We start from the raw sequence: 21,653 nt of genomic DNA on the forward strand, positions 1-21,653 counted from the left end.
GAATCCCGGGCTGCGGCGAGCGCTGGTAGCGCCGCGCCATGCCCGGCGGATGCGATGACCGTTCGCGGCTGCCCCTCATTCCTTGACCGTGGTCACCCGCGTCGGCAGGTCCCACGCACCGCCCGCAGCGACCAGTCGACACAGGCCCGTGGTAGTGGCAGAGGTCGCCACGAAGCGTTTACCGTCCCAGCCCCAGGTGTTCATCGACCAGCAGTCACCCAGGCCTCTCCCCTTGTGCGATCCACTGATGCTGCGGCCGTCATCATCAGTGCCGAAGTGGGTGACCAGCTGCGGCTCGTAGGGTGCCTGCGCGTTGACTACCCAGTAGCCGCTGCCCGCGTTGTAGGCGCCACGCCAGCACAGGGCCGATACCAGCAGCTTGTCCGCGCTCAGGCGCTGCACCTTCAACGGCACGACAGGCTCATCCATCGACTCGGTCTGGTCGGGCTGCAAGGCCGCGCAGTCATCGGGCGGAGTGGCGGCCACCAGGGCGGCGCGCAGCGCACCGGAGGTCGCCAGTGCGGCGTCGGACGGGCGCGCCGCGGCCAATTTCGCCAGCGCCACCACCGGCATCGGCAACGCAGCAGGCACCGATGATTCCGCGCGCTTGCCCTTGCGCATCACCGCCCCGGGCGTGCCCAGCCGACCCTGGAACTCATCCATTTTCAGCAAGACTGCCGAAGCGCCCCGCGCCGACAGCGTCCATTGCCGCTGATCGTCGCCGGTAAAGATGACCCGGCCTGCGCCGGGACCGCTCACCGACGCCAGCAGGGCAGCTACCTGGGGCGCGCTCAACGTCGCCGTGCCCGCGCTGGCTGCGTAATCCAGTGGACCCTGGTCGCGTCCGTCGACCTTCATCCGCAGCTTCGCGGGCAGCACGGTTTCTTCGTACTGGCCCAGCATCAGGCTGGCGCTGATCGGCTGCTCGGGCCCGCCGTGGCGCGTCAGCAGCACCGATACCGGCAGCGGGTCGGCGTCTTCTTCGTTCTGGTAGCCCGCCGCGCGGCAGGTCCGCGTGTTGTCGCAGGCCACGGTCCAATCGTGATGGCTGAAGTCGATGCCGACCAGATCAGACGGCGAAGCACACAGGGCGGGCAGCGGGGCCAGCAGCAGAAGCAGCAACGAGGATAGGCGCATGGACGAGGAGCACTATGAAAGAGACCCGGGCATGGTGGCCGATGCGAGGGCGCAGGCCAAGATGGCAACACGGCAAACCCCGACGGGTGCCCCTGTCCGTTCAACGGGAGGTCACCCACGCAGGAGCGTCACATGGAAGGTCTGTCTCGCGGTCTGGTCATGCTGTGCATCACGGTGCTGGGCATGGCAGCCGGTACCGCCGCCGACGCACAGCGTCCGCTGCCACCCGCGCCACCCCCATTGGCCGTGACCGCGCCGTTGCTGCAGGTGAAGGGCGCGGAAATGCCGGTGCAGCTGCAACGCGCCATGCTGGACGGGACGGTGGCCGCCGGCCTGGCCGAGATCCGCATCGAACTGGAGTTCCACAACCCCAATGGCCGCATGCTGGAGGGACAGCTGGAGTTTCCGCTGGCCGATGGCCAGCAGGTGGCGGGCTTCGCACTCGATATCGATGGCGCACTGCGCGACGCGGTGCCGGTGCCGAAGGCGCAAGGCCGGCAGGTGTTCGAAGCCATCGAGCGGCGGCGGGTCGATCCGGGTCTGCTGGAACAGACCGCCGGAAACCAGTTCCGCCTGCGCATCTACCCGATTCCGGCACACGGCAGCCGACGCGTGGCGTTGACCATCCACCAGACCTTGCCAGTGGACACGCAGGGCCTGCGCTGGACGTTGCCGCTGCAATTCGCGCGGGGCGCGCAGCAGGCCAGCGTGCACCTGGAGGCCAGTGGCATCGGCGCTCCGCGTGCCTCGAACGGACTGCCATGGGCGTTCGCGCTGCGCGATGGCCGCTACCAGCTGCAATGGCAGGGCCGTGGCGCGGAGCTGCCGGCGCAGGCGCAATGGTTGCTGCCGCAGGTGCGCCAACGCGACGTGGTGGCCGGCCTGCACGAGGGCCAGCGCTACCTGATGGCACAGATCCCGGTGCCGGTGCAGGCCGTGGCGCGTGCCATGCCCACCCGCATCGGATTGCTCTGGGATGCCTCCGGATCGGCGGGCCATCGCGACCGGGAAGCCGAGTTTGCCGTGCTGGATCGCTACTTCAAGGCCATCGGCGATGGCCAGGTAGAACTGACGGTGTTGCGCGACCAGCCCGAAGCAACACGCCGATTCGGCATCCGCGGTGGCGACTGGTCCGCGCTGCGCGCCCACCTGCAGGCGCTGCCGCTGGACGGCGCCAGCGCGCTGGGTGCATGGACCCCGCAGCCGGCGGTGCAGGAATACCTGCTGGTCAGTGACGGGCTTTCCAACTACGGCAACCGCAGCCAGCCGGCACTCGCCGCAGGCCAGCGCCTGTATGCCCTGAGCGGCGCCGGCGCGCGCACCGACGTGGCGCGCCTGCGGGCCTGGACCGCTGCCCATCAGGGCGAGCTGCTGGTGCTGTCCACGACCGCTGATGCGGCGTCGGCGGCGGCGCGGTTGCTGCAGCAGGGCGCGGCGGTGCTGTCGCTGGAAGGCGAGGGAATCAGCGGCCTGGTGGCCGATGCCGGTGCGGCAGCGCAGGGCTGGTTGCGGGTGATGGGCAGGATCGAAAAGCCGGGCGGCAGCGTGCAGTTGCGCGTGCGGCTGCCGGATGGGCGCATCGACACTCAACGTGTGAGTGCCGGCGAAGCGCGGCTGCTGCCTGGCGGCCTGGTGGCACATGCCTGGGCGAACGGCCAGCTGGCCGACTGGGCGGGTGATCCGGTGGCCAACGCCGCAGCGCGACGCACGCTGTCACAGGCGTTCGGGCTGGTCAGTGCGGACACTTCGCTGTTGGTGCTGGAATCGATCGAAGACTATCTGCAGCATGGCATCCGTCCGCCGTCGCCGCTGCGCGCCGAGTACGACCGTCGGCACGCGCTGGCCAGCGTCGACGTGGCACGTGAGCGCAGCCAGCGGCTCGATGACATCGCACGGCAGGTCGCTGATCGTCAGCGCTGGTGGGAAACCCGCTGGCCCAAAGGCACCCCGCCGCAGGCGAAGCAGGAAAAGTCCAGCCCCGCCGCGGTCGCGATGGCAGCGCCGGTAGCGGCGGGGGAGGCCTTCGAGGCCCGACCGGACGCCAGCGTCACCGCACCTGCGCCGCCGGCACCCCCGGCGCCGCAGGCAATGCCGGCGCCACAGGCGATGCTGGCGCGCCCGGCCCCACGCGCCGAGCGCGGTGCGATCGACGAGACAGCCAGCCGCGCCGCCAACGGCGGCGACATCACCATCGCGCTTGCACCGTGGGCCCCCGATGCCTCCTATGCCATGCGGCTGCGCGCTGCTCCGGCCGATGCGCTGTATCCGCTGTACCTGTCCGAGCGCGCACAACATGCGGACAGCAGCGCCTTCTATCTGGACGTGGCCGACCTGCTGCTGGCTAAGGGCCAGCGTGCGCTGGCGCTGCGGGTGCTGTCCAACCTGGCCGAAATGCAGATCGAAAACCGGCACGTACTGCGCGTGCTCGGGTATCGGCTGATGCAGGCCGGTGCCCCCGCACTGGCGGTGCCGGTGTTCCGTGACGTCCTGGCGATGGGCGAGGAAGAGCCCCAGAGCTACCGCGACCTGGGCCTGGCGCTGGAAGCCAGCGGCCAGTACCCGCAGGCACTCACGGCGCTGTACGAAGTGGTGCTGCGCCCGTGGGACAGCCGCTTCACCGGCATCTCGCTGATCGCACTGGATGAAGCCACCAACCTGATGGCACGCGAAGGACTGGACGCCCGTGCCATCGACCCCCGCCTGCGCCGTGCCCTGCCGTTGGACCTGCGCGTGGTGCTGGGCTGGGACAGCGACAACAGTGACATGGACCTGTGGGTGACCGACCCCAACGGTGAGCGCGCGTACTACGGCAACCGGCTGACCTACCAGGGCGGCCAGATGTCGCAGGACTTCACCGGCGGCTACGGGCCGGAGCAGTTTTCGCTGCGTGATGCCAAGCCGGGCACCTACAAGGTGGAGGCCAACTTCTTCGGCAGCCGCGAGCAGCTGGTGACCGGTGCGACCACCTTGAGCCTGCGCCTGAGCACCCACTGGGGCACGCGCCAGCAGCGCGACCAGACGGTCACCCTGCGCCTGAAGGACCAGACCGAGAGCGTGCTGGTCGGGGAGTTCACGGTGAAGTAGGACGCGCCATCGACGCGCCGGCGGCGGTCGGCGCGTCACCTGGCCGCGTGGCGCGCCGCGGCGGCCGCACCCCGAACAGCGGCCGAAGCAGGGCACTGCGCCGTATCAGTCCTTCGTGCAGCAGCACGCACAGGGCGAAAGTGCCGGCGAGCACCAGCAGCGGCTCAAGCCACGGGCCCAGCGCCAGCGGGCGCAAGGCATACAGCAGCAGGATCAGCACCGTCTGGTGCAGGACGTAGATGCAGAACACCGCCTCGCGGGCATACGGCAGCCAACGAAACGGGCGGTCCAGCCAGGCGCGCGCCCAGCCGAACAGCGCCAGCAGTGCGGTCCAGGTGTACAGCGCACGTGCGAGCCGTTCGCTGGTTGCCCACGGCAGCGCCAGTACCCACGGGTCGAGCCCTTCCACGCCGGGAAGTCGCCCCAGGGCGCGGATGCCCAGTTCGACGCTCATCGCAAGCAGCGCCAGTGCCAGCGTGGTCCGGCGCCAGCGCAGTACCAGCTCCCAGCCTCGCTGCCAGCGTGCGGCGAGGAAGCCGAGGGCGAACAGCGGCAACGACTCGGCATGCACGAAGGCATCGTGCACCAGTGCATGGGTGGGCGGATGGCGCGGCAGCAGGTAGAGCACGGTCCATGCCAGCCAGGCCACCGGCACGAGCAGGCCGAGAAGGGCCACGGTGCGATCGGAGGGACTCCCGCGTGGCACAGCGAAGCGGAGGGGACGCAGCAGGGTCGCCAGCGCGATCAGCAGCAGCGAGTAGGGAATCAGGTAGGCCAGGTACCACAGGTGGTTCCAGGTGAAGCCGAATCCGGCGCCCGCGAACCCCGCGCCCGGCCACGGGCGGAACTGCCAGTAGCGCCACAGGAATGCCCACAGCCCCGGCATGACACCCCCGTTGTCCACCGCCTCGCAGTAGGCCTGCAGGCTGACCACGGCGACGATGCCGAACAGCAGCGGCAGCAGCAATGTCCAGCTGCGGCGCAGGGCAAAGCGCCAACGCCCCTTCGCGGGCAGGGCCAGCCCCAGCGCGATCCCGGAAATGATGAACAGCAGCGGCATGCGCCAACGGTTCAGCGCGATCATCGGCCACTGCAGCCACTCGACCGTGTGACTGCTCTTGAGGTGAAAGTCCCACTCGGCCACGTAGGCCATGGCCACGTGGTATGGGATCAGCAGCAGCAGGGCGAACACCCGAAGGGCGTCCAGGTCGTTGCGTCGTTGCATGGGCAGGCCGGGTGCGGGACAGGAGCGGCCAGCGTGCGCGCGGCAGCGGCCGCCGCCATCGCCGAAGGGCCGTCCTGCGGGTGTCCTGGGACCAATGGCGGGCAGGGCGGGACCAACGGCGCGGGCGAAACGTCACTGCCACGGCATAATGCGCGGCATGGAATCCGCACCTGCAGCGCCGGATGGCGCGATACCCGCCGACAGGACCGAGCGCCGGGATCGGCGTCGGATCGCCGGCTTCTGGGTGGCCTTGTTCAGCGGGACGGCGGCCGCCAACGTACTGGTGCGGTATATGCGTGCCGCCCGCGACCACGAAACGTTCGACTGGTTTGCCGGCATCGTCGACGAGGGCAGCAGTGCGCTGGTGTCGTTGTTGCTGTTGGCCGTGCTGATCCGGCTGGCGACGCGCTGGCCCCTGCATGCCGACACCTGGCGCCGCCTGCTGCCGGCCTACCTGATCGGCGCGCTGGCGTGGTGGCTGCTGCACGTGAGCGGCATGGTGGCCCTGCGCCACCTCGCCCATGCGCTGGTGGGCGGACGCTATCACTACGGGCCGTGGCCGACCCAATGGCTGTACGAGCTGTTCAAGGACCTGCAGACCTACGCCACCCTGGTCAGCGCGGTGCATGCGCTGGCCTGGTTCGGGCGCCGGCGGCAGGGCGAGGCGACCCTGCTGGCAGCGCCCGATGATGCGGCGCCGGTGGAGCCGGTCGAGCGTCCGGCGCATTTCCTCGTGCGCAAGCTGGGCAAGGAGTTCCTGGTGGCCACGGCCGACGTGGAGTACGCCCAGGCCGCCAGCAACTACGTCAACCTGCACGTGCGCGGCCATGACTACCCGCTGCGTATTACGCTGGCCGCGCTGGAGTCCCGGCTGGATCCGGCGGTGTTCCTGCGCAGCCACCGCAGCTGGCTGGTGAACCGCCGCTGCCTGCGCTCGATCGAGCCGCTGGATGGCGGCGAGGCCCTGCTGCACATGGCCGATGGGGCAACAGTGCCCTGCAGCCGGCGCCAGCTGCCGCTGCTGCGCCAGGCGCTGGGCGGCGGGTGAGGGCGGGGCAGGCCCCCGGGCGGGCGGGGTAGGCAGCAGCGGCGGCTGTGCTGGTATCATTACCGGTCATATTTCGAACACGAAACCGCCGACATGCTCGAGCTGAATCCTGTCCGCCAGCGAATCACCGATCTCACCGATCGCGTGGTCTCGCTCAGGGGGTATCTTTGACTACGACGTCAAGAAAGAACGCCTGGAAGAAGTAACCCGGGAGCTGGAAAACCCGGATATCTGGAACAAGCCGGAGTACGCCCAGAACCTGGGGCGTGAACGCTCGCTGCTTGAAAAGACCGTGGGCGGCATCGCCAGCATCCTCGATGGCCTGGTGGAATCCACCGACCTGCTGGAACTGGCCGAGAGCGAACAGGACCAGGAAACCGCCGATGCGGTGGTCGCCGACCTGGACAAGTACCTCAAGCACGTGGAGCAGCTGGAGTTCCAGCGCATGTTCTCCGGCGAGATGGACAGCTGCAACGCCTTCGTCGACATCCAGGCCGGCGCCGGTGGCACCGAAGCCCAGGACTGGGCCGAAATGATGCTGCGCATGTACCTGCGCTGGTGCGAAGCGCGCGGCTGGAAGACCGAACTGATGGAAGTGTCCGGCGGCGATGTGGCCGGCATCAAATCGGCCACCTTCCGCGTGGAAGGTGAGTTCGCCTACGGCTGGCTGAAGACCGAGATCGGCGTGCACCGCCTGGTGCGCAAGTCGCCGTTCGATTCGGACAACCGCCGGCACACCAGCTTCACCTCGGTGTTCGTGTCCCCGGAGGTCGATGACAACATTGAAATCGACATCAACCCGGCCGACCTGCGCACCGACGTGTACCGCTCCTCCGGTGCCGGTGGCCAGCACGTCAACAAGACCGAGTCGGCGGTGCGCATCACGCACATCCCGACCAATACCGTGGTTGCCTGCCAGACCGGCCGCAGCCAGCACCAGAACCGCGACACCGCGATGAAGATGCTGGCCGCCAAGCTGTACGAGCTGGAAGTGCAGAAGCGCAATACCGAGCGCGATGCCCTGGAAGCGACCAAGTCCGATATCGGCTGGGGCAGCCAGATCCGCAACTACGTGCTCGACCAGAGCCGTATCAAGGACCTGCGCACCGGCATCGAGCGTACCGACACGCAGAAGGTGCTGGACGGCGACCTGGATGAGTTCATCGAAGCCAGCCTGAAATCCGGCCTGGAAGCGGGCGCCAAACGCAGCGACGCCTGAGCCTGCGGGTCGCCTGCATGGTGACCCGCCCGGTGGCTGCAGCCGCAGCCACCCCCGGTCCGTCGTATCCTCGGCGGGCGCGAATCCCTGAAGACCCCCCCACAGACAACGACCGACCAAGCCCATGAACGAGCAGACCGCCGCGCCGCAGCCCCCCGTCGACGAAAACAGCCTGATCGCCGAGCGTCGCGCCAAACTGACCGCGCTGCGGGCCCAGGGCATCGCCTACCCGAACGATTTCCGTCGCGAAGACTTCGCCGGCAGCCTGCAGGCAGACTTCGCCGACGCCGAAAGCTGGACCGCCGAAGCGCTGGAGGCCAACGAGCGCCGGGTCAGGATGGCCGGCCGGCTGATGGCCAAGCGGGTCATGGGCAAGGCCAGCTTCGCCCAGATCCAGGACGAATCCGGCCGCATCCAGGTATTCCTGCAGGGCAACGTGCTGGGCGATGCCTACACCGCCTTCAAGGGCTGGGACGTGGGTGACATCATCGCAGTGGAAGGTGGCCTGACCCGCACCCGTACCGGCGAGCTGTCGGTGAAGGCCGAGAGCATCCGCCTGCTGACGAAGTCGCTGCGTCCGCTGCCGGACAAGTGGCATGGCCTGGCCGACGTGGAGCAGCGCTACCGCCAGCGCTATGTGGACCTGATCGTGACGCCGGAGTCGCGCGAGGTGTTCATCAAGCGCTCCCGGATCATCCGTGCCATGCGCGCCTGGCTGGACAACCGCGACTTCCTGGAAGTCGAAACGCCGATGATGCATTACATCCCCGGCGGTGCCACTGCCAAGCCGTTCACCACCCACCACAACGCGCTGGACCTGGACCTGTACCTGCGCGTGGCGCCGGAGCTGTATCTGAAGCGCCTGGTCGTGGGCGGGCTGGAGCGCGTCTACGAGATCAACCGCAACTTCCGCAACGAAGGCGTCAGCACCCGCCACAACCCCGAATTCACCATGATGGAGCTGTACGAGGCCTACGCCACGTACACCGAAGTGATGGACCTGACCGAAGGGGTCATCCGCGATGTCGCCCGCCAGGTGCTGGGCACCACCGAAGTGGAGTGGGACGGTGCCCGCATCGACCTGGCCCCCGCCTTCCGCCGCTGGCGCATGGACGAAGCGGTGCGCCACCACAACCCGGAAATCAGCCTGGCCGACTGCACCGACCGCGATGCGCTGGTCGCGCATTGCGAGCGCCTGAAGATCCGCATCAAGCCGTCCTACGGCTGGGGCAAGCTGCTGCTGGAAATCTTCGAGGCGACCGTCGAGCACACCCTGATCCAGCCGACCTTCATCACCGACCATCCGGTGGAGGTGTCGCCTTTGGCCCGGGCCAACGATGATGCGCCCGGTTACACCGACCGCTTCGAGCTGTTCATCAACGGCAAGGAACTGGCCAACGGCTTCTCCGAGCTGAATGACCCCGAAGACCAGGCCGCGCGCTTCCAGGCACAGGTCGCCGCCAAGGACGGGGGCGATGACGAGGCGATGCATTTCGACGCCGACTACATCCGGGCGCTGGAGTACGGCATGGCGCCGACCGGCGGGCTGGGCATCGGCATCGACCGCCTGGTGATGCTGCTGACCGGCAGCAGCTCGATCCGTGACGTCCTGCTGTTCCCCTACATGCGCCCGGAAGCCTGATCCGGATACGCCGGCGCCGCCTGCACGGGCGGCCCGGTGCTACCGTGCGGGCGAGCGCTGGAGTATGGTATCGGCGAGGCCGCTGAGTGGCCGGATTGACCCGATTGCCGGGGGGAGGCGATGGGTCGCGTCCTTTACGCCATCACAATGTGACGGCGATCAAGATCCGGGGAGCGCATGGCAGGTATCGGACAGATGCAGGGTGCGGGCCTACAGAATGGCAGGTTATCCTCGCCAACCCTGATCCCGGGGTGGTCGAACAAGCAGGCAGAAGCAGCGTTGAATATTGTGATCGTCGACGACCAGACGTCCGCGCGGACGATGCTGCGCCATGTCATCGAAGACATTGCGCCGGAACTGAGCGTGCACGACTTCGGCGATCCGCTGGCCGCGCTCAACTGGTGCGAATCGCAGCCGGTGGACCTTCTGCTGCTGGATTACCGCATGCCGGAGATGGATGGGCTGGAGTTCGCCCGCCGTTTCCGCCGCCTGCCCAAGCACCGCGACATCCCGGTGATCCTGATCACCGTGGTCGGCGACGAGCCGATCCGGCAGGCAGCGCTGGAGGCGGGGGTGATCGATTTCCTGGTCAAGCCGATCCGTCCGCGCGAACTGCGCGCGCGCTGTTACAACCTGCTGCAGCTGCGACAGCAATCGGAGAACGTGAAGCAGCGGGCGTTGTCGCTGGAGCAGCGGCTGCTTGCCAGCATGCACGAAGTGGAAGAGCGTGAACGCGAAACCCTGTCGCGGCTCGCACGTGCCATTGAATACCGCGATGCCGGCACCAGCGCCTACCTGGAACGCATGTCCCGCGTGGCCGGGCTGATCGCCGAACAGCTGGGGCTTCCCGAAGAGGAGGTCAAGCTGATCGAGATGGCGGCGCCGCTGCATGACATGGGCAAGATCGCCATTCCCGATGCAGTCCTGCTGAAGCCGGGCAAGCTGACCGACGAAGAGCTGGTGATCATGCGTCGCCACCCGCGCATCGGCCATGAACTGTTGAGCGGCAGCCAGAACCGCTTCATCCAGATCGGCGCGCTGATCGCGCTGCGTCACCACGAGCGCTATGACGGCAGCGGGTATCCGGACGGCCTGGTCGGCGATGCGATTCCGCTGGAAGCCCGCATCGTGGCGGTGGCCGACGTGTTCGATGCGCTGATTTCGCCGCGTCCGTACAAGGAAGCGTGGACCTTCGATGCGACCCTGGCCTACCTGTACGCGCAGCGTGGCCGGCTGTTCGATCCGCGCGTGGTCGATGCCCTGCTGCGCGGGCGCCCGCAGTTGGAGCAGATCTGCGCCGAACACTCCACCGCGTCGGCGCGACCCGGGTTGTGAGCATGCGCGCGCTGCTGCCCCGGCTGCGCAATCGTCTGGCCCAGCGCCAGGATTCCGAGCATGGGCAGCAGATCGTCCGCATCGTGCTGATCAGCCTGATCCTGGCTTATGTGCTGATGCCGGGCGTGCGCAACGACCTGCCGCATGACCAGTACGTGGGCGTGCTGGCGATCGTGCTGGGTGGGCTGGGGCTGTCCCTGCTGGCCTTCGGCTGGCTGCTGTGGCGTCCGCAGCGCTCCGACCCGCGGCGCATCCTGGGCATGCTGGCCGACTACGGCCTGATTGCCGCCGGCATGATCCAGATGGGCGAGCCGCTGTCGTGGGTCTACATCGTGGTGATGTGGGTCACGGTGGGCAACGGCATGCGCTTCGGCAACAACTACCTCTACCTCGCCGTGGCGATGGCGATGATCAGCTTCGGCTGTACCGCGCTGTACACCGACTATTGGGTCGACAATGCGCGGCTGGCGTTCGGGCTGTGGCTGGGCCTGGCGGCGGTGCCGCTGTACTTTTCCACGCTGCTGCGCCAGCTCACCGAAGCGATGGCCGAAGCACGCCGCGCCAGCGAGGCCAAGAGCCGCTTCCTGGCCAACATGAGCCATGAATTCCGCACGCCCTTGAACGGGCTGGCGGGCATGACCGAAGTGCTGGCCACCACCGAGCTGGATGAAGAGCAGCGCGAGTGCCTCAACACCATCCAGGCCTCTTCGCGCAGCCTGCTGGCGCTGGTGGAGGAAGTGCTCGATATTTCGGCCATCGAAGCGGGCAAGCTGCGCGTGGTCGCCGAAGATTTCGCCCTCGGTGACGTGGTGCAGGCCATCGGCCTGATCCTGCTGCCGCAGGCCAAGGCCAAGCGGCTGGACTACCGCGTCCGGGTGGATGAAGCCGTGCCGCCCCGGCTGCGTGGCGATACCGGCCACCTGCGCCAGGTGCTGCTGAACCTGGCCGGCAATGCGGTGAAGTTCACCGACCACGGCAGGGTGGAGATCCGCATCGACGTGGTCAGCGCCGCTGCCGACGGTGGCGTCCGCCTGCGCTTTGAAATCATCGACACCGGCATCGGCGTGGCCGCGCCGATGCGTCCGCGGCTGTTCGAAGCATTCGAGCAGGCCGATGTCAGCATGGCGCGGCGTCACGAAGGCACTGGCCTGGGAACCACCATCGCCAAGGGACTGGTGGAAGCGATGGGCGGCGAGATCGGCTACCAGGAGAACCTGCCGCAGGGCAGCCGCTTCTGGTTCGAAGTGCCGTTCGCCCCGCCGCTGCCGGAGCGCGTGGGCATCACCCCGGCGCTGGTCGGCAACCCGCTGGACAGCAGCAACGGCAATGTCATCGCCTTCGCCGATCCGTTCCTGCGCCACCGCGCGCGGGTGCGCAGCATGAGCATCCTGGTGGCCGACGACCACGAGGCCAACCGCATGGTGCTGCAGCGCCTCCTGCAGAAAGCCGGGCACCGCGTGCTGTGCGTCAACGGCGGCGAAGCGGTCCTGGATGCCATGGCCGAGAGTGATTTCGATGCGGCCATCGTCGACCTGCACATGCCGGGCATGAGCGGGCTGGACATGCTGAAGGAACTGCGGGTGATGCAGGCCGGCGGCGCGCCGCGCACGCCGGTGCTGGTGCTCAGCGCCGACGTCACCCCCGACGCCATCCAGCGCTGCCAGCAGGCCGGTGCGCACACGTTCCTGGCCAAGCCGGTGGTGGCGGTGCGGCTGCTGGATACGCTGGCGGAGATCGCCTCCAACCGCGACCTAAAACCTTCCGCGCCGGTCGTGCGCACGCTGGCTGGTGGCACCGACGGCGTGCTGGATTCGGGCGTGCTGGACGAACTGGCTTCACTCGGCATGGGCGACGGCTTCGAAAGAGAGTTCGTCCGCCAGTGCCTGGGCGATGCGGAAAGCTGCATGCGCAAGGCCTATGCGGAAGGCGAGGCGATGGACTGGGTGCAGTTCCGCGAGCAGGCCCACGCGATCAAGGGCGTGGCCAGCAATCTTGGACTGGTGCGGGTGTCCAACCGCGCCGGTGAGCTGATGCGGATGGCGGACTGGCAGCTCAAGGCCGAATGGCGCCAGCGCCTGTCGGTGCTGGCTGGCGCGCTCAAGGAAGGTCGGCTGGCGCTGGCTGCGCGTGCCGCGCACCGTAACCAGCCCGGCGTGGACGAGGCGGACCCGCGCTGACCCGAAGCCCGGTCGACGATGCGGAAAACGTGCCGGCGGGCCGCCGGCACGTGTCGGTTCACTTGGTGGGGGAGGGCACAGCTCAGGCCGCGTCAAGACCGGCACGACGGGTCTGTGCCTTGATCAGCCGATCCATCGTGCGCAGCGAGCGATCGCCCAGTGCCAATGCCGAATCCACCCAGACCTTGGTGATTTCCAGCAGTTCGTCATAGCTGACGGCCTGGGCCAGGTTGCGCGCGGCATTCATCGCCAGGTAGGACTGCGGAATGCGCTGGTGCTGGCGGATCAGGTCCTGCACTGCCTTGGGGCCTTCACCCTTGCGGACCAGTACGTCGACCACGCCCATCGCATGCATTTCCTCGGCACTGTAGACGCGGCCATCCAGGATGATTTTCTCGGCCAGCTGCGGCGCCACGCGGCGGCACAGGAACGAGTAGGCGCCCATGCCCGGGAACAGGCCGAACAGCACTTCAGGCAGGCCCATGCCTGCGCCTTCTTCGGCGACGATGGTGTGGCAGGCCAGGGCCATTTCCAGCCCGCCGCCCAGCGCATCGCCCTGGATCAGCGCGATCGAACGCACGTCACCGCCAAACCCGGTATGCAGGTGATGCACGCCTTCCACGCAGCGCTGTGCATAGGCCAGCAGGCGGTCGCGATTGCCTTCGCGGATCAGCCGGGTGAACAGGTCCAGGTCGCCGCCCAGGTTGTAGGCGGTGGCGTCGGAGGCCAGCACGAAATGGCGCAGGCGGCCGTCATGGCGGCTGGCAGGCCCCCGGGTCACGGCGCTCATGTAGCTCCACATTTCATCGAGCATGTCCTTGCGGCAGCAGGGGCGGATGCCGGTGGATGCATCGGCGTGCATGAACAGCCAATGGGCGGCGCCGTCGGCGCTGTCTTCGGTGCGGATGGTGGTGTATGGGCGGTTTGCAGGCAGCTTTTCGATGGTGCTCATGGCAGGTTCCTCGGCATGGCGGGCCCGCGGGGAAATCGGTGGTCGGCGGGCCGAACGGGTCCACTCGCGGGGATGCTACACCGGCCCAGTCGCCCCAAATGCAAAAGCCCGGGGCGTTTCCACCCCGGGCTTTTCACTTTTCGCTCATCCGCGTCTCGGTAGTGACGGCCGCTGGCCGTCAGGCCTTTGCCGCTGCGCTCGCCGAGCATGGCTCGGCGCCGCCTGCATCAGGCTGGCGGTGCGTCACGCAGCTCGCGGCGCAGGATCTTGCCGACGTTGGTCTTCGGCAGCTCCTTGCGGAACTCGACGATCCTGGGATGCTTGTAACCGGTCAGGTTGGCCCGCGCGTGTTCCTTCACCTGTTCGGCGGTGAGGTTCGGGTCCTTCTTGACGATCACCACCTTGACGATCTCGCCGGACTTTTCGTCCGGTACGCCGACCGCCGCCACTTCCAGCACGCCGGGCATCATCGCGATCACGTCCTCGACCTCGTTGGGATAGACGTTGAAGCCGGACACCAGGATCATGTCCTTCTTGCGATCGACGATGTAGCAGAAACCCTGCGCGTCCATCTTCGCCATGTCGCCGGTGTGCAGCCAGCCGTCGGCATCGATCGCCGCGGCGGTGTCTTCCGGACGCTGCCAGTAGCCCTTCATGACCTGCGGGCCCTTGATGCACAGCTCGCCCACTTCATCCAGGCCCAGCAGGTTGCCGTTGTCGTCCTTGATGCAGGCATCGGTGGACGGAATCGGCAGGCCGATCGACCCGTTGTACTCAGCCAGGGTCAGCGGGTTGATGCAGGCCGCCGGCGAGGTTTCGGTCAGGCCGTAAGCCTCTACCAGGGTGACGCCGGTGGTCTTCTTCCAGCGCTCGGCGACCGATCGCTGTACCGCCATGCCGCCGCCCAGGGTGACCTTCAACGTGGAGAAGTCCACTTCATCGAAACCGGGCGTGTTGAGCAGGCCATTGAACAGCGTGTTGACGCCGGTGATGGCGGTGAAGCGCACGCCCTTGAGCTCCTTGACGAAGCCTTTCATGTCGCGCGGGTTGGTGATCAGGTGGTTGCAGCCGCCGAACTTCATGAAGACCAGGCCGTTCGCTGTCAGCGCGAAGATGTGATACAGCGGCAGGGCAGTGATGATCCACTCCTTGCCCGGCTCCACGCCCGACGCGCCGATCCATGCCGACGCCTGCTGCATGTTGGCGACCAGGTTGCGGTTGGTCAGCATCGCGCCCTTGGCCACGCCGGTGGTGCCACCGGTGTACTGCAGGAAGGCGATGTCGTCGTGGTCGATCTCCACCTTCGGCAGGTCGTGGCGGCGGCCCAGCTTCAAGGCCTGGGTGAAGCGCACCGCGCCCTTCAGGGTGTAGTTGGGGACCATCTTCTTGATGTACTTCAGCACGAAGTTGACGATCACGCCCTTGGCGCCGAGCAGATCGCCGAGCCCGGTGGTGATGACGTGCTTGACCTGCGTGTCGGCGATGACGGCCTGCACGGTGTCACCGAAGTTGTCCACCACCACCAGGGCGGTGACCCCGGCGTCGACCAGCTGGTGCTTCAGCTCGCGCGCGGTGTACAGCGGGTTGACGTTGACCACGGTGAGGCCGGCGCGCAGCACGCCGAAGGTGGCGATCGGGTACTGCAGGCAGTTGGGCATCATCAGGGCGACGCGGTCACCCTTCTTCAGCTGCAGTTCGCCGAGCAGGTAGGCGGCGAACTGCTCGACCAGTGCGTCGGTCTCGCCATAGGTGAGCACCTTGCCGAAGCTGGAGTAGGCGGGACGATCCCGGTACTTGGCCACCGAGGCGTCGAAGACGGAGGAGACCGAGTGGAACTCATTGATGTCGATCTCGGCGGGCACGCCTTGCGGGTAACTCTGCAACCAGGGACGTTCCAGGCTCATCTTTCCCCCTCCAGGAAACTGTGATGTTTGGGTTGGTTCTGTAGCCAGTATCGGTCAGATCCAGCCGTGGCAGCATACCGTCCCGGATGGAAAACGCGAAGAGGCCCGCCAATGGCGGGCCTCTGGACTGATGATCGGTAGCGCCGAGCGATGCTCGGCGAGCGCAGCGGCCCTTCTACAGAGCGTGACGACCAACGGTCGTCACCCACCAGGCCAGGTCGTCACTACCTTACTTTTTGCGGGCCGGGGCGCCGTTGGCCTGGAAGTACGGAGCGGTGCTGCGCGGCAGCGGGGCGCGGCCGCGCAGCACGTCGGCCAGCTTCTCGGCCATCATGATGGTCGGGGCGTTGAGGTTGCCGGTCACTACCTGCGGCATGATCGAGGCGTCGATGATGCGCAGGCCTTCCATCCCGTGCACGCGGCCGTGGCCGTCGACCACCGCCATCGGGTCGGCGGCACTGCCCATCTTGTTCGAGCACGACGGATGGTAGGCGGTTTCGGCATGTTCGCGGACGAATGCGTCAATCTCCGCATCGGTGCGCAGCTGGCTGCCCGGCGAGATCTCGCGGCCGGTGTACGGCGCCAACGCCGGCTGGCCGAAGATCTCGCGGGTGATGCGGATGCCATCGCGGAACTCGCGCCAGTCCTGTTCATGGGACATGTAGTTGAACAGGATGCTCGGATGCACGCGCGGATCGGTCGAACGCACGTGGATGCGGCCCCGGCTGGGCGAGCGCATCGACCCCACGTGCATCTGGAAGCTGTGTTCCTTGATCGGGTTGGAACCGTTGTAATTGATCGCCACCGGCAGGAAGTGGTACTGCAGGTTGGGCCAGGCGAATTCTTCGTTGCTGCGGATGAAACCGCCGCCTTCGAACTGGTTGCTGGCGCCGGTGCCGGTGCCGTTGAACAGCCATTCCGCACCGATCGCCGGCTGGTTGTACAACTTCAGTGCCGGGGCCAGCGAAACCGGTTTCTTGCACTCGTACTGCAGGTACATTTCCAGATGGTCCTGCAGGTTGGCGCCGACGCCGGGCAGGTCATGCACCACCTCGATGCCGAGCCCGCGCAGCAGGTCGGCCGGGCCCACGCCGGAGCGCTGCAGCACCTGCGGGGAGGCGATGGCGCCGCCGCACAGCAGGACTTCGCGACGCGCACGCGCCTTCTGCGGTTCGTCGTTGCGCAGCCACGCCACGCCCACCGCACGCTTGCCGGAGAACAGGATGCGGTCGGTCAGCGCGTGGGTGACGATGGTCAGGTTCGGTCGCGCGCGCGCCTGGTCCAGGTAGCCGCGCGCGGTGCTCGAACGACGGCCGCGCGGGGTCACGGTGCGGTCCATCGGACCGAAGCCTTCCTGCTGGTAGCCGTTGAGGTCATCGGTGCGCGGGTAGCCGGCCTGCACGCCGGCTTCGATCATCGCCGCGAACAGTTCGTTGTTGCCGGCCTTCGGCGTGGTGACCTGCAGCGGGCCATCGCTGCCGTGGTAGTCGTTGCCGCCGATGTCGCGGGTTTCGGCCTTGCGGAAGTAGGGCAGGCAGTCGGCGTAGGTCCAGTCTTCCAGGCCCGGCATGCTGGCCCAGTTGTCATAGTCCATCGCGTTGCCGCGGATGTAGCACATGCCGTTGATCAGCGAGGAGCCGCCGAGGCCCTTGCCGCGTCCGCAGTCCATCCGCCGGTTGTTCATATGCGGCTCGGGATCGGTCTTGTAGGCCCAGTTGTAGCGCTTGCCCTGCAGCGGGAAGGCCAGCGCGGCCGGCATCTGGGTGCGGAAATCCAGGCGGTAATCCGGTCCGCCGGCCTCCAGCAGCAGCACGCTGACGTCGGCATCTTCGGTGAGGCGGGTGGCCAGTACGTTGCCGGCCGAACCGGCGCCGATGATGATGTAGTCGTACTCGTTGGGGGTGCTCATGGTCTTTGCTCCTGCAGGCCGGGCGGCGCGCGGTCGCGCCAGCTGGCGGTGTGTAGGGTGGCCGGGCGTGGGGGGAGGGACACGCCCGGCCGGAACGACGGCCGCAAGGCCGATGCGTTCGGATCAGAAAATGCTGGCGTAGTCGCCCAGTTCCACCTGCACCGACTTGATGCGGGTGTAGTGGGCCAGGGTGGAGATGCCATTCTCGCGACCCACGCCGGACTGCTTGTAACCGCCCACCGGCATTTCCGCCGGCGATTCGCCCCAGGTGTTGATCCAGCAGATGCCGGCTTCCAAGCGATGGATGATGCGGTGCGCACGGGCGATGTCATTGCTGACCACGCCGGCGGCGAGGCCGAAGTGGGTATCGTTGGCGCGGGCGATGACTTCTTCCTCATCGTCGTAGGCAAGGATGCTCATCACCGGCCCGAAGATCTCTTCGCGCACGATGGTCATGTCATCGCGGCAGTCGGAGAACACGGTCGGCAGGACGTAGGCGCCCTTGGCCAGCGCACCGTCGGTGGCACGCCCGCCACCGGTCAGCAGGCGGGCACCTTCGCGCTTGCCGGTCTCGATCAGGCGCAGCACGTTGTCCATGTGCGCAAAGCTGGTCATCGGGCCGAAGTTGGTCTGTGCATCCTGCGGATCGCCGATGCGGATGCGCTTGACGCGCTCCACGACGGCCGCTTCGAAGGCCGCCAGCATGGAGCGCGGCACGAACACGCGGGTGCCGTTGGTGCACACCTGGCCGGAGCTGAAGAAATTGGCCATCACCGCGATGTCGGCGGCGCGTTCCAGCGCGGCATCGTCACAGATCACCAGCGGCGACTTGCCGCCCAGTTCCATGGTGACTTCCTTCAGCGAGGACGAGGCAGCCGATGCCATCACCTTCTTGCCGGTCTCCACGCCGCCGGTGAAGGAGATCTTCTCGATCAGCGGATGTTCGGTCAGCCACTGGCCCACTTCGCGGCCGGGGCCCTGCACCACGTTGAACACACCGTCCGGCACGCCGGCTTCGGTGTAGATTTTCGCCAGTTCGATGACAGTCAGCGGGGTCACTTCGGACGGCTTGAACACCATCGCATTGCCAGCTGCCAGCGCCGGGGCGGACTTCCACAGCGCGATCTGCACCGGGTAGTTCCATGCGCCGATACCGGCGACCACGCCCAGCGGCTCACGGCGGGTGTAGAAGAAGCTGGATTCGCGCAGCGGCACCTGGTTGCCTTCGATGGCGGTAGCCAGGCCGGCGTAGTACTCCAGCACGTCGGCACCGGTGACGATGTCCACCGTGGTGGTTTCGCTGAGCGCCTTGCCGGTGTCCAGGGTTTCCAGCTGCGCCAGCGCGTCGTTGCGTTCGCGCAGGATGTCCACGGCGCGGCGCAGGATGCGCGAACGCTCCATCGCGGTCATCGCCGCCCACACCTTCTGGCCTTCCGCGGCGCTGGCCACGGCGCGCTCGACATCGGCCTGGTTGGCGATCTGCACCTCGGCGATCACCTCGCCGGTGGCCGGGTTGATGCTCTGGAAGGTCTTGCCGCTGGAGGCGTCGACCAGCTTGCCGTGGATGTAGAGCTGCTGCAGGGGCAGGGTGGACATGGGAACTCCTGGAAGGGGAAGGGGGAGAGGAGGGGAGCAGGCGTTCAAGCGCTTATAGCGCGTTTGCCTGTAACTGGAAGTCGATGTACGCGTAGGCGATGCGGCGTGCGTTGTCGGCGTTGAAGTCACCGCCGACCAGGCTGCCGCGCAGCCACAGGCCATCGACCATGGCGGCCAGCCCGCGGGCGGCCAGGGTGGCCTGTTCGCCAGGCAGAACGCGTTTGAACTGGTGGCACAGGTTCGAGTACAGGCGCTGGTCGTTGGCGCGCTGCAGGCGGGCCAGTTCCGGCTGGTGCATGCTCGCTGCCCAGAAGGTCAGCCACACGCGCATGGCGGTGCCGTTGGTCTGGCTGTCGTCGAAGTTGCCATCGACGATGGCACGCAGCTGCGCGCGGGGATCGTCGGCGCAGGTGTCGCGGAAGCGCGCCACGGCGCTCTTCAACTCACGCAGGATCTGCCGCATGGCCGCATTGAGCAGCCCGTCCTTGTCGCCGAAATAGTGCGCCACGATGCCGGTGGACAGGCCGGCCTTGCGCGCGATGGTGGCCACCGTCGCGTCGGCCAGGCCGATCTCGTCGATGGTCTGGAAGGTGGCGCGGATCAGCTGTTCGCGGCGGACCGGCTCGATGCCTTTCTTTGGCATTGTCTCTCCATGCACTGCGACCGGGGGGTCCCGTGATGGCGACCACTATACTTTTTATTGATTGAACGTTCAATCAATAAAGGCGTAGGATGCGCTCGCGTCCCCACGCCCTGGTCCCGGTCCCTTCGATCCGGCCGGACCCTGCGCCCCCAGGATCGATGAGACAACAGCATGTCTTCCAAGGCTTCCTCCGTGCCGTCGCCGCTGCGACTGAACGGTTTCGTGTTCTTCAGCTCGGCCCTGTCCATCGGCGTGCTGGGCCTGCTCACCGTGCTCAACCCGCAGGCCAGCGAGCACTGGCTGCAGGTCGCGCAGGCGCAGGTGTCCGCTGCGTTCGGCTGGTGGTACATGCTGCTGATCGTGGCCTGCCTGGGCTTCGTGCTGTGGCTGGCGTTCTCCCGCTACGGCAGCATCCGGCTGGGCCACAACGAAGAATCGCCTGCCTTCGCCTACGTGCCCTGGGTGTCGATGCTGTTCTCGGCCGGCATCGGCATCGCGTTGTTGTATTACGGCGCCTATGAGCCGCTGGACCACTTCCTGACCCCGCCGGGACAGCAGGGCGGCACGGTCGCGGCCAGTCGCGAGGCGATGGTGCTGACCTTCCTGCATTGGGGCCTGCACGGTTGGGCGTTGTACGCGCTGGTGGGTGTCGCTTTGGGCTACTTCGCCTACCGTCGCAACCTTCCGCTGGCACTGCGTTCGGCGCTGTACCCGGTCTTCGGTGAACGCATCCATGGCCGGATCGGCGACATGGTGGACGGCTTCGGCATCCTGGCGACGCTGGTGTCGATGGTGACCAACCTGGGCATCGGGGCGCTGGTGGTGCAGTCCGGGTTGAGCTACCTGTTCAACGTGCCCGACACGCCGCAGACGCTGGTGATGATCGTGCTGGTGATGATGGTGGTGGCCACCATCGGCGTGGTGGCCGGCGTGGAGAAAGGCATCGCCTGGCTGTCCAACCTCAACGTGCGCCTGCTGTGCCTGCTGCTGCTGTTCGTGCTGGTGACCGGGCCGACGCTGCACCTGCTTGATGGGCTGGTGCAGAACACCGGCGATTACCTGGCCTCGTTCGTGCGCAAGAGTTTCGACATCTACCTCAACCAGCCGGACGGCCGCGACTGGCTGGGCAGCTGGACGCTGTTCTACTGGGCCTGGTGGATCGCCTGGGCGCCGTTCGTGGGACTTTTCGTGGCGCGCATCTCGCGCGGGCGCACCATCCGCGAGGTGATCCTGGGCGTGCTGCTGATCCCGCTGGGCTTCACCCTGGCGTGGCTGTCGATCTTCGGCAACACCGCCATCGACCTGGTGCTGAACCATGGCCAGGCGGTGCTTGGGGAGGTCGCCAAGGACGACGCGGCGATGACCCTGTTCAAGCTGCTGGAGTACCTGCCGTGGGCCCCGTACGTGGCCGGTGCGGCGGTGGTGATCGGCTTCGTGCTGTTCCTGACGCCGGTGGATTCGGGCACGCTGATGATCGCCAACCTGTGCACGCGCCGCGTGGACGGTGGCGTGGAAGATGGCCATGACGCGCCGATCTGGCTGCGGGTGTTCTGGGCGGTGGTGATCACCGTGGTCAGCATCGGCCTGCTGCTGGCCGGCAATTTCGGGGCCATGCAGACCGCGGTGGTACTGTGCGGCCTGCCATTTTCGTTCACCCTGGCGTTCTACATGGTGGGCCTGCTGCGCGCCCTGCGCACCGACCCGGACGCGCCCCACCGGCACTGAAGCGGGCGACCATGGGTCCGGTGGGTGACGATCGTTGGTCGTCACGTTCTGGCGGCG

General features: G+C 67.3%; 14 protein-coding genes. 7 read left to right on the forward strand and 7 right to left on the reverse strand.

What is annotated here, in order from left to right; translation table 11 throughout:
* Positions 1-75: 75 nt before the first annotated feature.
* Positions 76-1,137, reverse strand: a complete 1,062-nt coding sequence (locus tag ACI2JH_RS18780; protein WP_404736920.1) for a DUF1176 domain-containing protein — start codon at positions 1,135-1,137, stop codon at positions 76-78.
* Positions 1,138-1,269: 132 nt separating this feature from the next.
* On the opposite strand from ACI2JH_RS18780, the gene ACI2JH_RS18785 reads away from it, so the two are divergent.
* Entirely contained in the window at positions 1,270-4,221 is a 2,952-nt protein-coding gene (locus ACI2JH_RS18785; protein WP_404736921.1) for a VIT domain-containing protein, read from the forward strand.
* On the opposite strand, the gene ACI2JH_RS18790 is transcribed toward ACI2JH_RS18785, so the two are convergent.
* Positions 4,208-5,446, reverse strand: a complete 1,239-nt coding sequence (locus ACI2JH_RS18790; protein ID WP_404736922.1) for an acyltransferase family protein — start codon at positions 5,444-5,446, stop codon at positions 4,208-4,210. The two genes, ACI2JH_RS18785 and ACI2JH_RS18790, sit on opposite strands and share 14 nt — an antisense overlap.
* Positions 5,447-5,603: 157 nt before the next feature.
* Here ACI2JH_RS18790 and ACI2JH_RS18795 point away from each other — a divergent pair, with 157 nt between their 5' ends.
* The 5 genes from ACI2JH_RS18795 (at position 5,604) to ACI2JH_RS18815 (ending at position 12,867) form a co-directional block, all read left to right on the forward strand.
* Positions 5,604-6,494, forward strand: coding sequence for a LytTR family DNA-binding domain-containing protein (locus tag ACI2JH_RS18795; RefSeq protein WP_349998968.1), 891 nt, complete (start codon positions 5,604-5,606; stop codon positions 6,492-6,494).
* A 93-nt stretch (positions 6,495-6,587) separates the two neighbouring features.
* Positions 6,588-7,713 (forward strand): peptide chain release factor 2 gene (prfB, locus tag ACI2JH_RS18800; protein ID WP_101099674.1). Its coding sequence is split into 2 segments (ribosomal slippage): positions 6,588-6,662 and positions 6,664-7,713, totalling 1,125 coding nucleotides; the frame shifts between segments, so codons are not numbered across the junction.
* 124 nt (positions 7,714-7,837) lie between these two features.
* Complete coding sequence (gene lysS / locus ACI2JH_RS18805) at positions 7,838-9,355, forward strand: lysine--tRNA ligase (RefSeq protein ID WP_404736923.1); 1,518 nt, start codon at positions 7,838-7,840, stop codon at positions 9,353-9,355.
* Positions 9,356-9,550: 195 nt separating this feature from the next.
* Positions 9,551-10,690, forward strand: coding sequence for a two-component system response regulator (locus ACI2JH_RS18810; RefSeq protein WP_042612809.1), 1,140 nt, complete (start codon positions 9,551-9,553; stop codon positions 10,688-10,690).
* Positions 10,691-10,692: 2 nt separating this feature from the next.
* A complete protein-coding gene (locus ACI2JH_RS18815; RefSeq protein WP_404736924.1) occupies positions 10,693-12,867 on the forward strand; it encodes an ATP-binding protein in 2,175 nt (724 codons plus the stop codon).
* Between the two features lie 82 nt (positions 12,868-12,949).
* On the opposite strand, the gene ACI2JH_RS18820 is transcribed toward ACI2JH_RS18815, so the two are convergent.
* The 5 genes from ACI2JH_RS18820 to betI all read right to left on the reverse strand — a co-directional run bounded on the left by ACI2JH_RS18820 (position 12,950) and on the right by betI (position 19,871).
* Positions 12,950-13,819, reverse strand: a complete 870-nt coding sequence (locus ACI2JH_RS18820; RefSeq protein ID WP_101099677.1) for a crotonase/enoyl-CoA hydratase family protein — start codon at positions 13,817-13,819, stop codon at positions 12,950-12,952.
* A 227-nt stretch (positions 13,820-14,046) separates the two neighbouring features.
* Entirely contained in the window at positions 14,047-15,723 is a 1,677-nt protein-coding gene (locus ACI2JH_RS18825; RefSeq protein WP_101099678.1) for a long-chain fatty acid--CoA ligase, read from the reverse strand.
* Positions 15,724-15,952: 229 nt separating this feature from the next.
* Positions 15,953-17,632 (reverse strand): choline dehydrogenase, encoded by a 1,680-nt coding sequence (gene betA / locus ACI2JH_RS18830; protein ID WP_404736925.1) that lies wholly within the window; start codon positions 17,630-17,632, stop codon positions 15,953-15,955.
* 123 nt (positions 17,633-17,755) lie between these two features.
* The gene (gene betB / locus ACI2JH_RS18835) at positions 17,756-19,228 is read right to left on the reverse strand and encodes a betaine-aldehyde dehydrogenase (RefSeq protein ID WP_182657499.1); all 1,473 of its coding nucleotides are present in this window, start codon (positions 19,226-19,228) and stop codon (positions 17,756-17,758) included.
* 52 nt (positions 19,229-19,280) lie between these two features.
* A complete protein-coding gene (gene betI / locus ACI2JH_RS18840; RefSeq protein ID WP_042612801.1) occupies positions 19,281-19,871 on the reverse strand; it encodes a transcriptional regulator BetI in 591 nt (196 codons plus the stop codon).
* Positions 19,872-20,042: 171 nt separating this feature from the next.
* On the opposite strand from betI, the gene ACI2JH_RS18845 reads away from it, so the two are divergent.
* Entirely contained in the window at positions 20,043-21,596 is a 1,554-nt protein-coding gene (locus ACI2JH_RS18845) for a BCCT family transporter (protein WP_404736926.1), read from the forward strand.
* The last annotated feature ends 57 nt before the right edge of the window (positions 21,597-21,653 follow it).

It is taken from the genome of Stenotrophomonas sp. NPDC078853 (assembly GCF_044901215.1).
Classification (GTDB): Bacteria; Pseudomonadota; Gammaproteobacteria; order Xanthomonadales; family Xanthomonadaceae; genus Stenotrophomonas; species Stenotrophomonas lacuserhaii.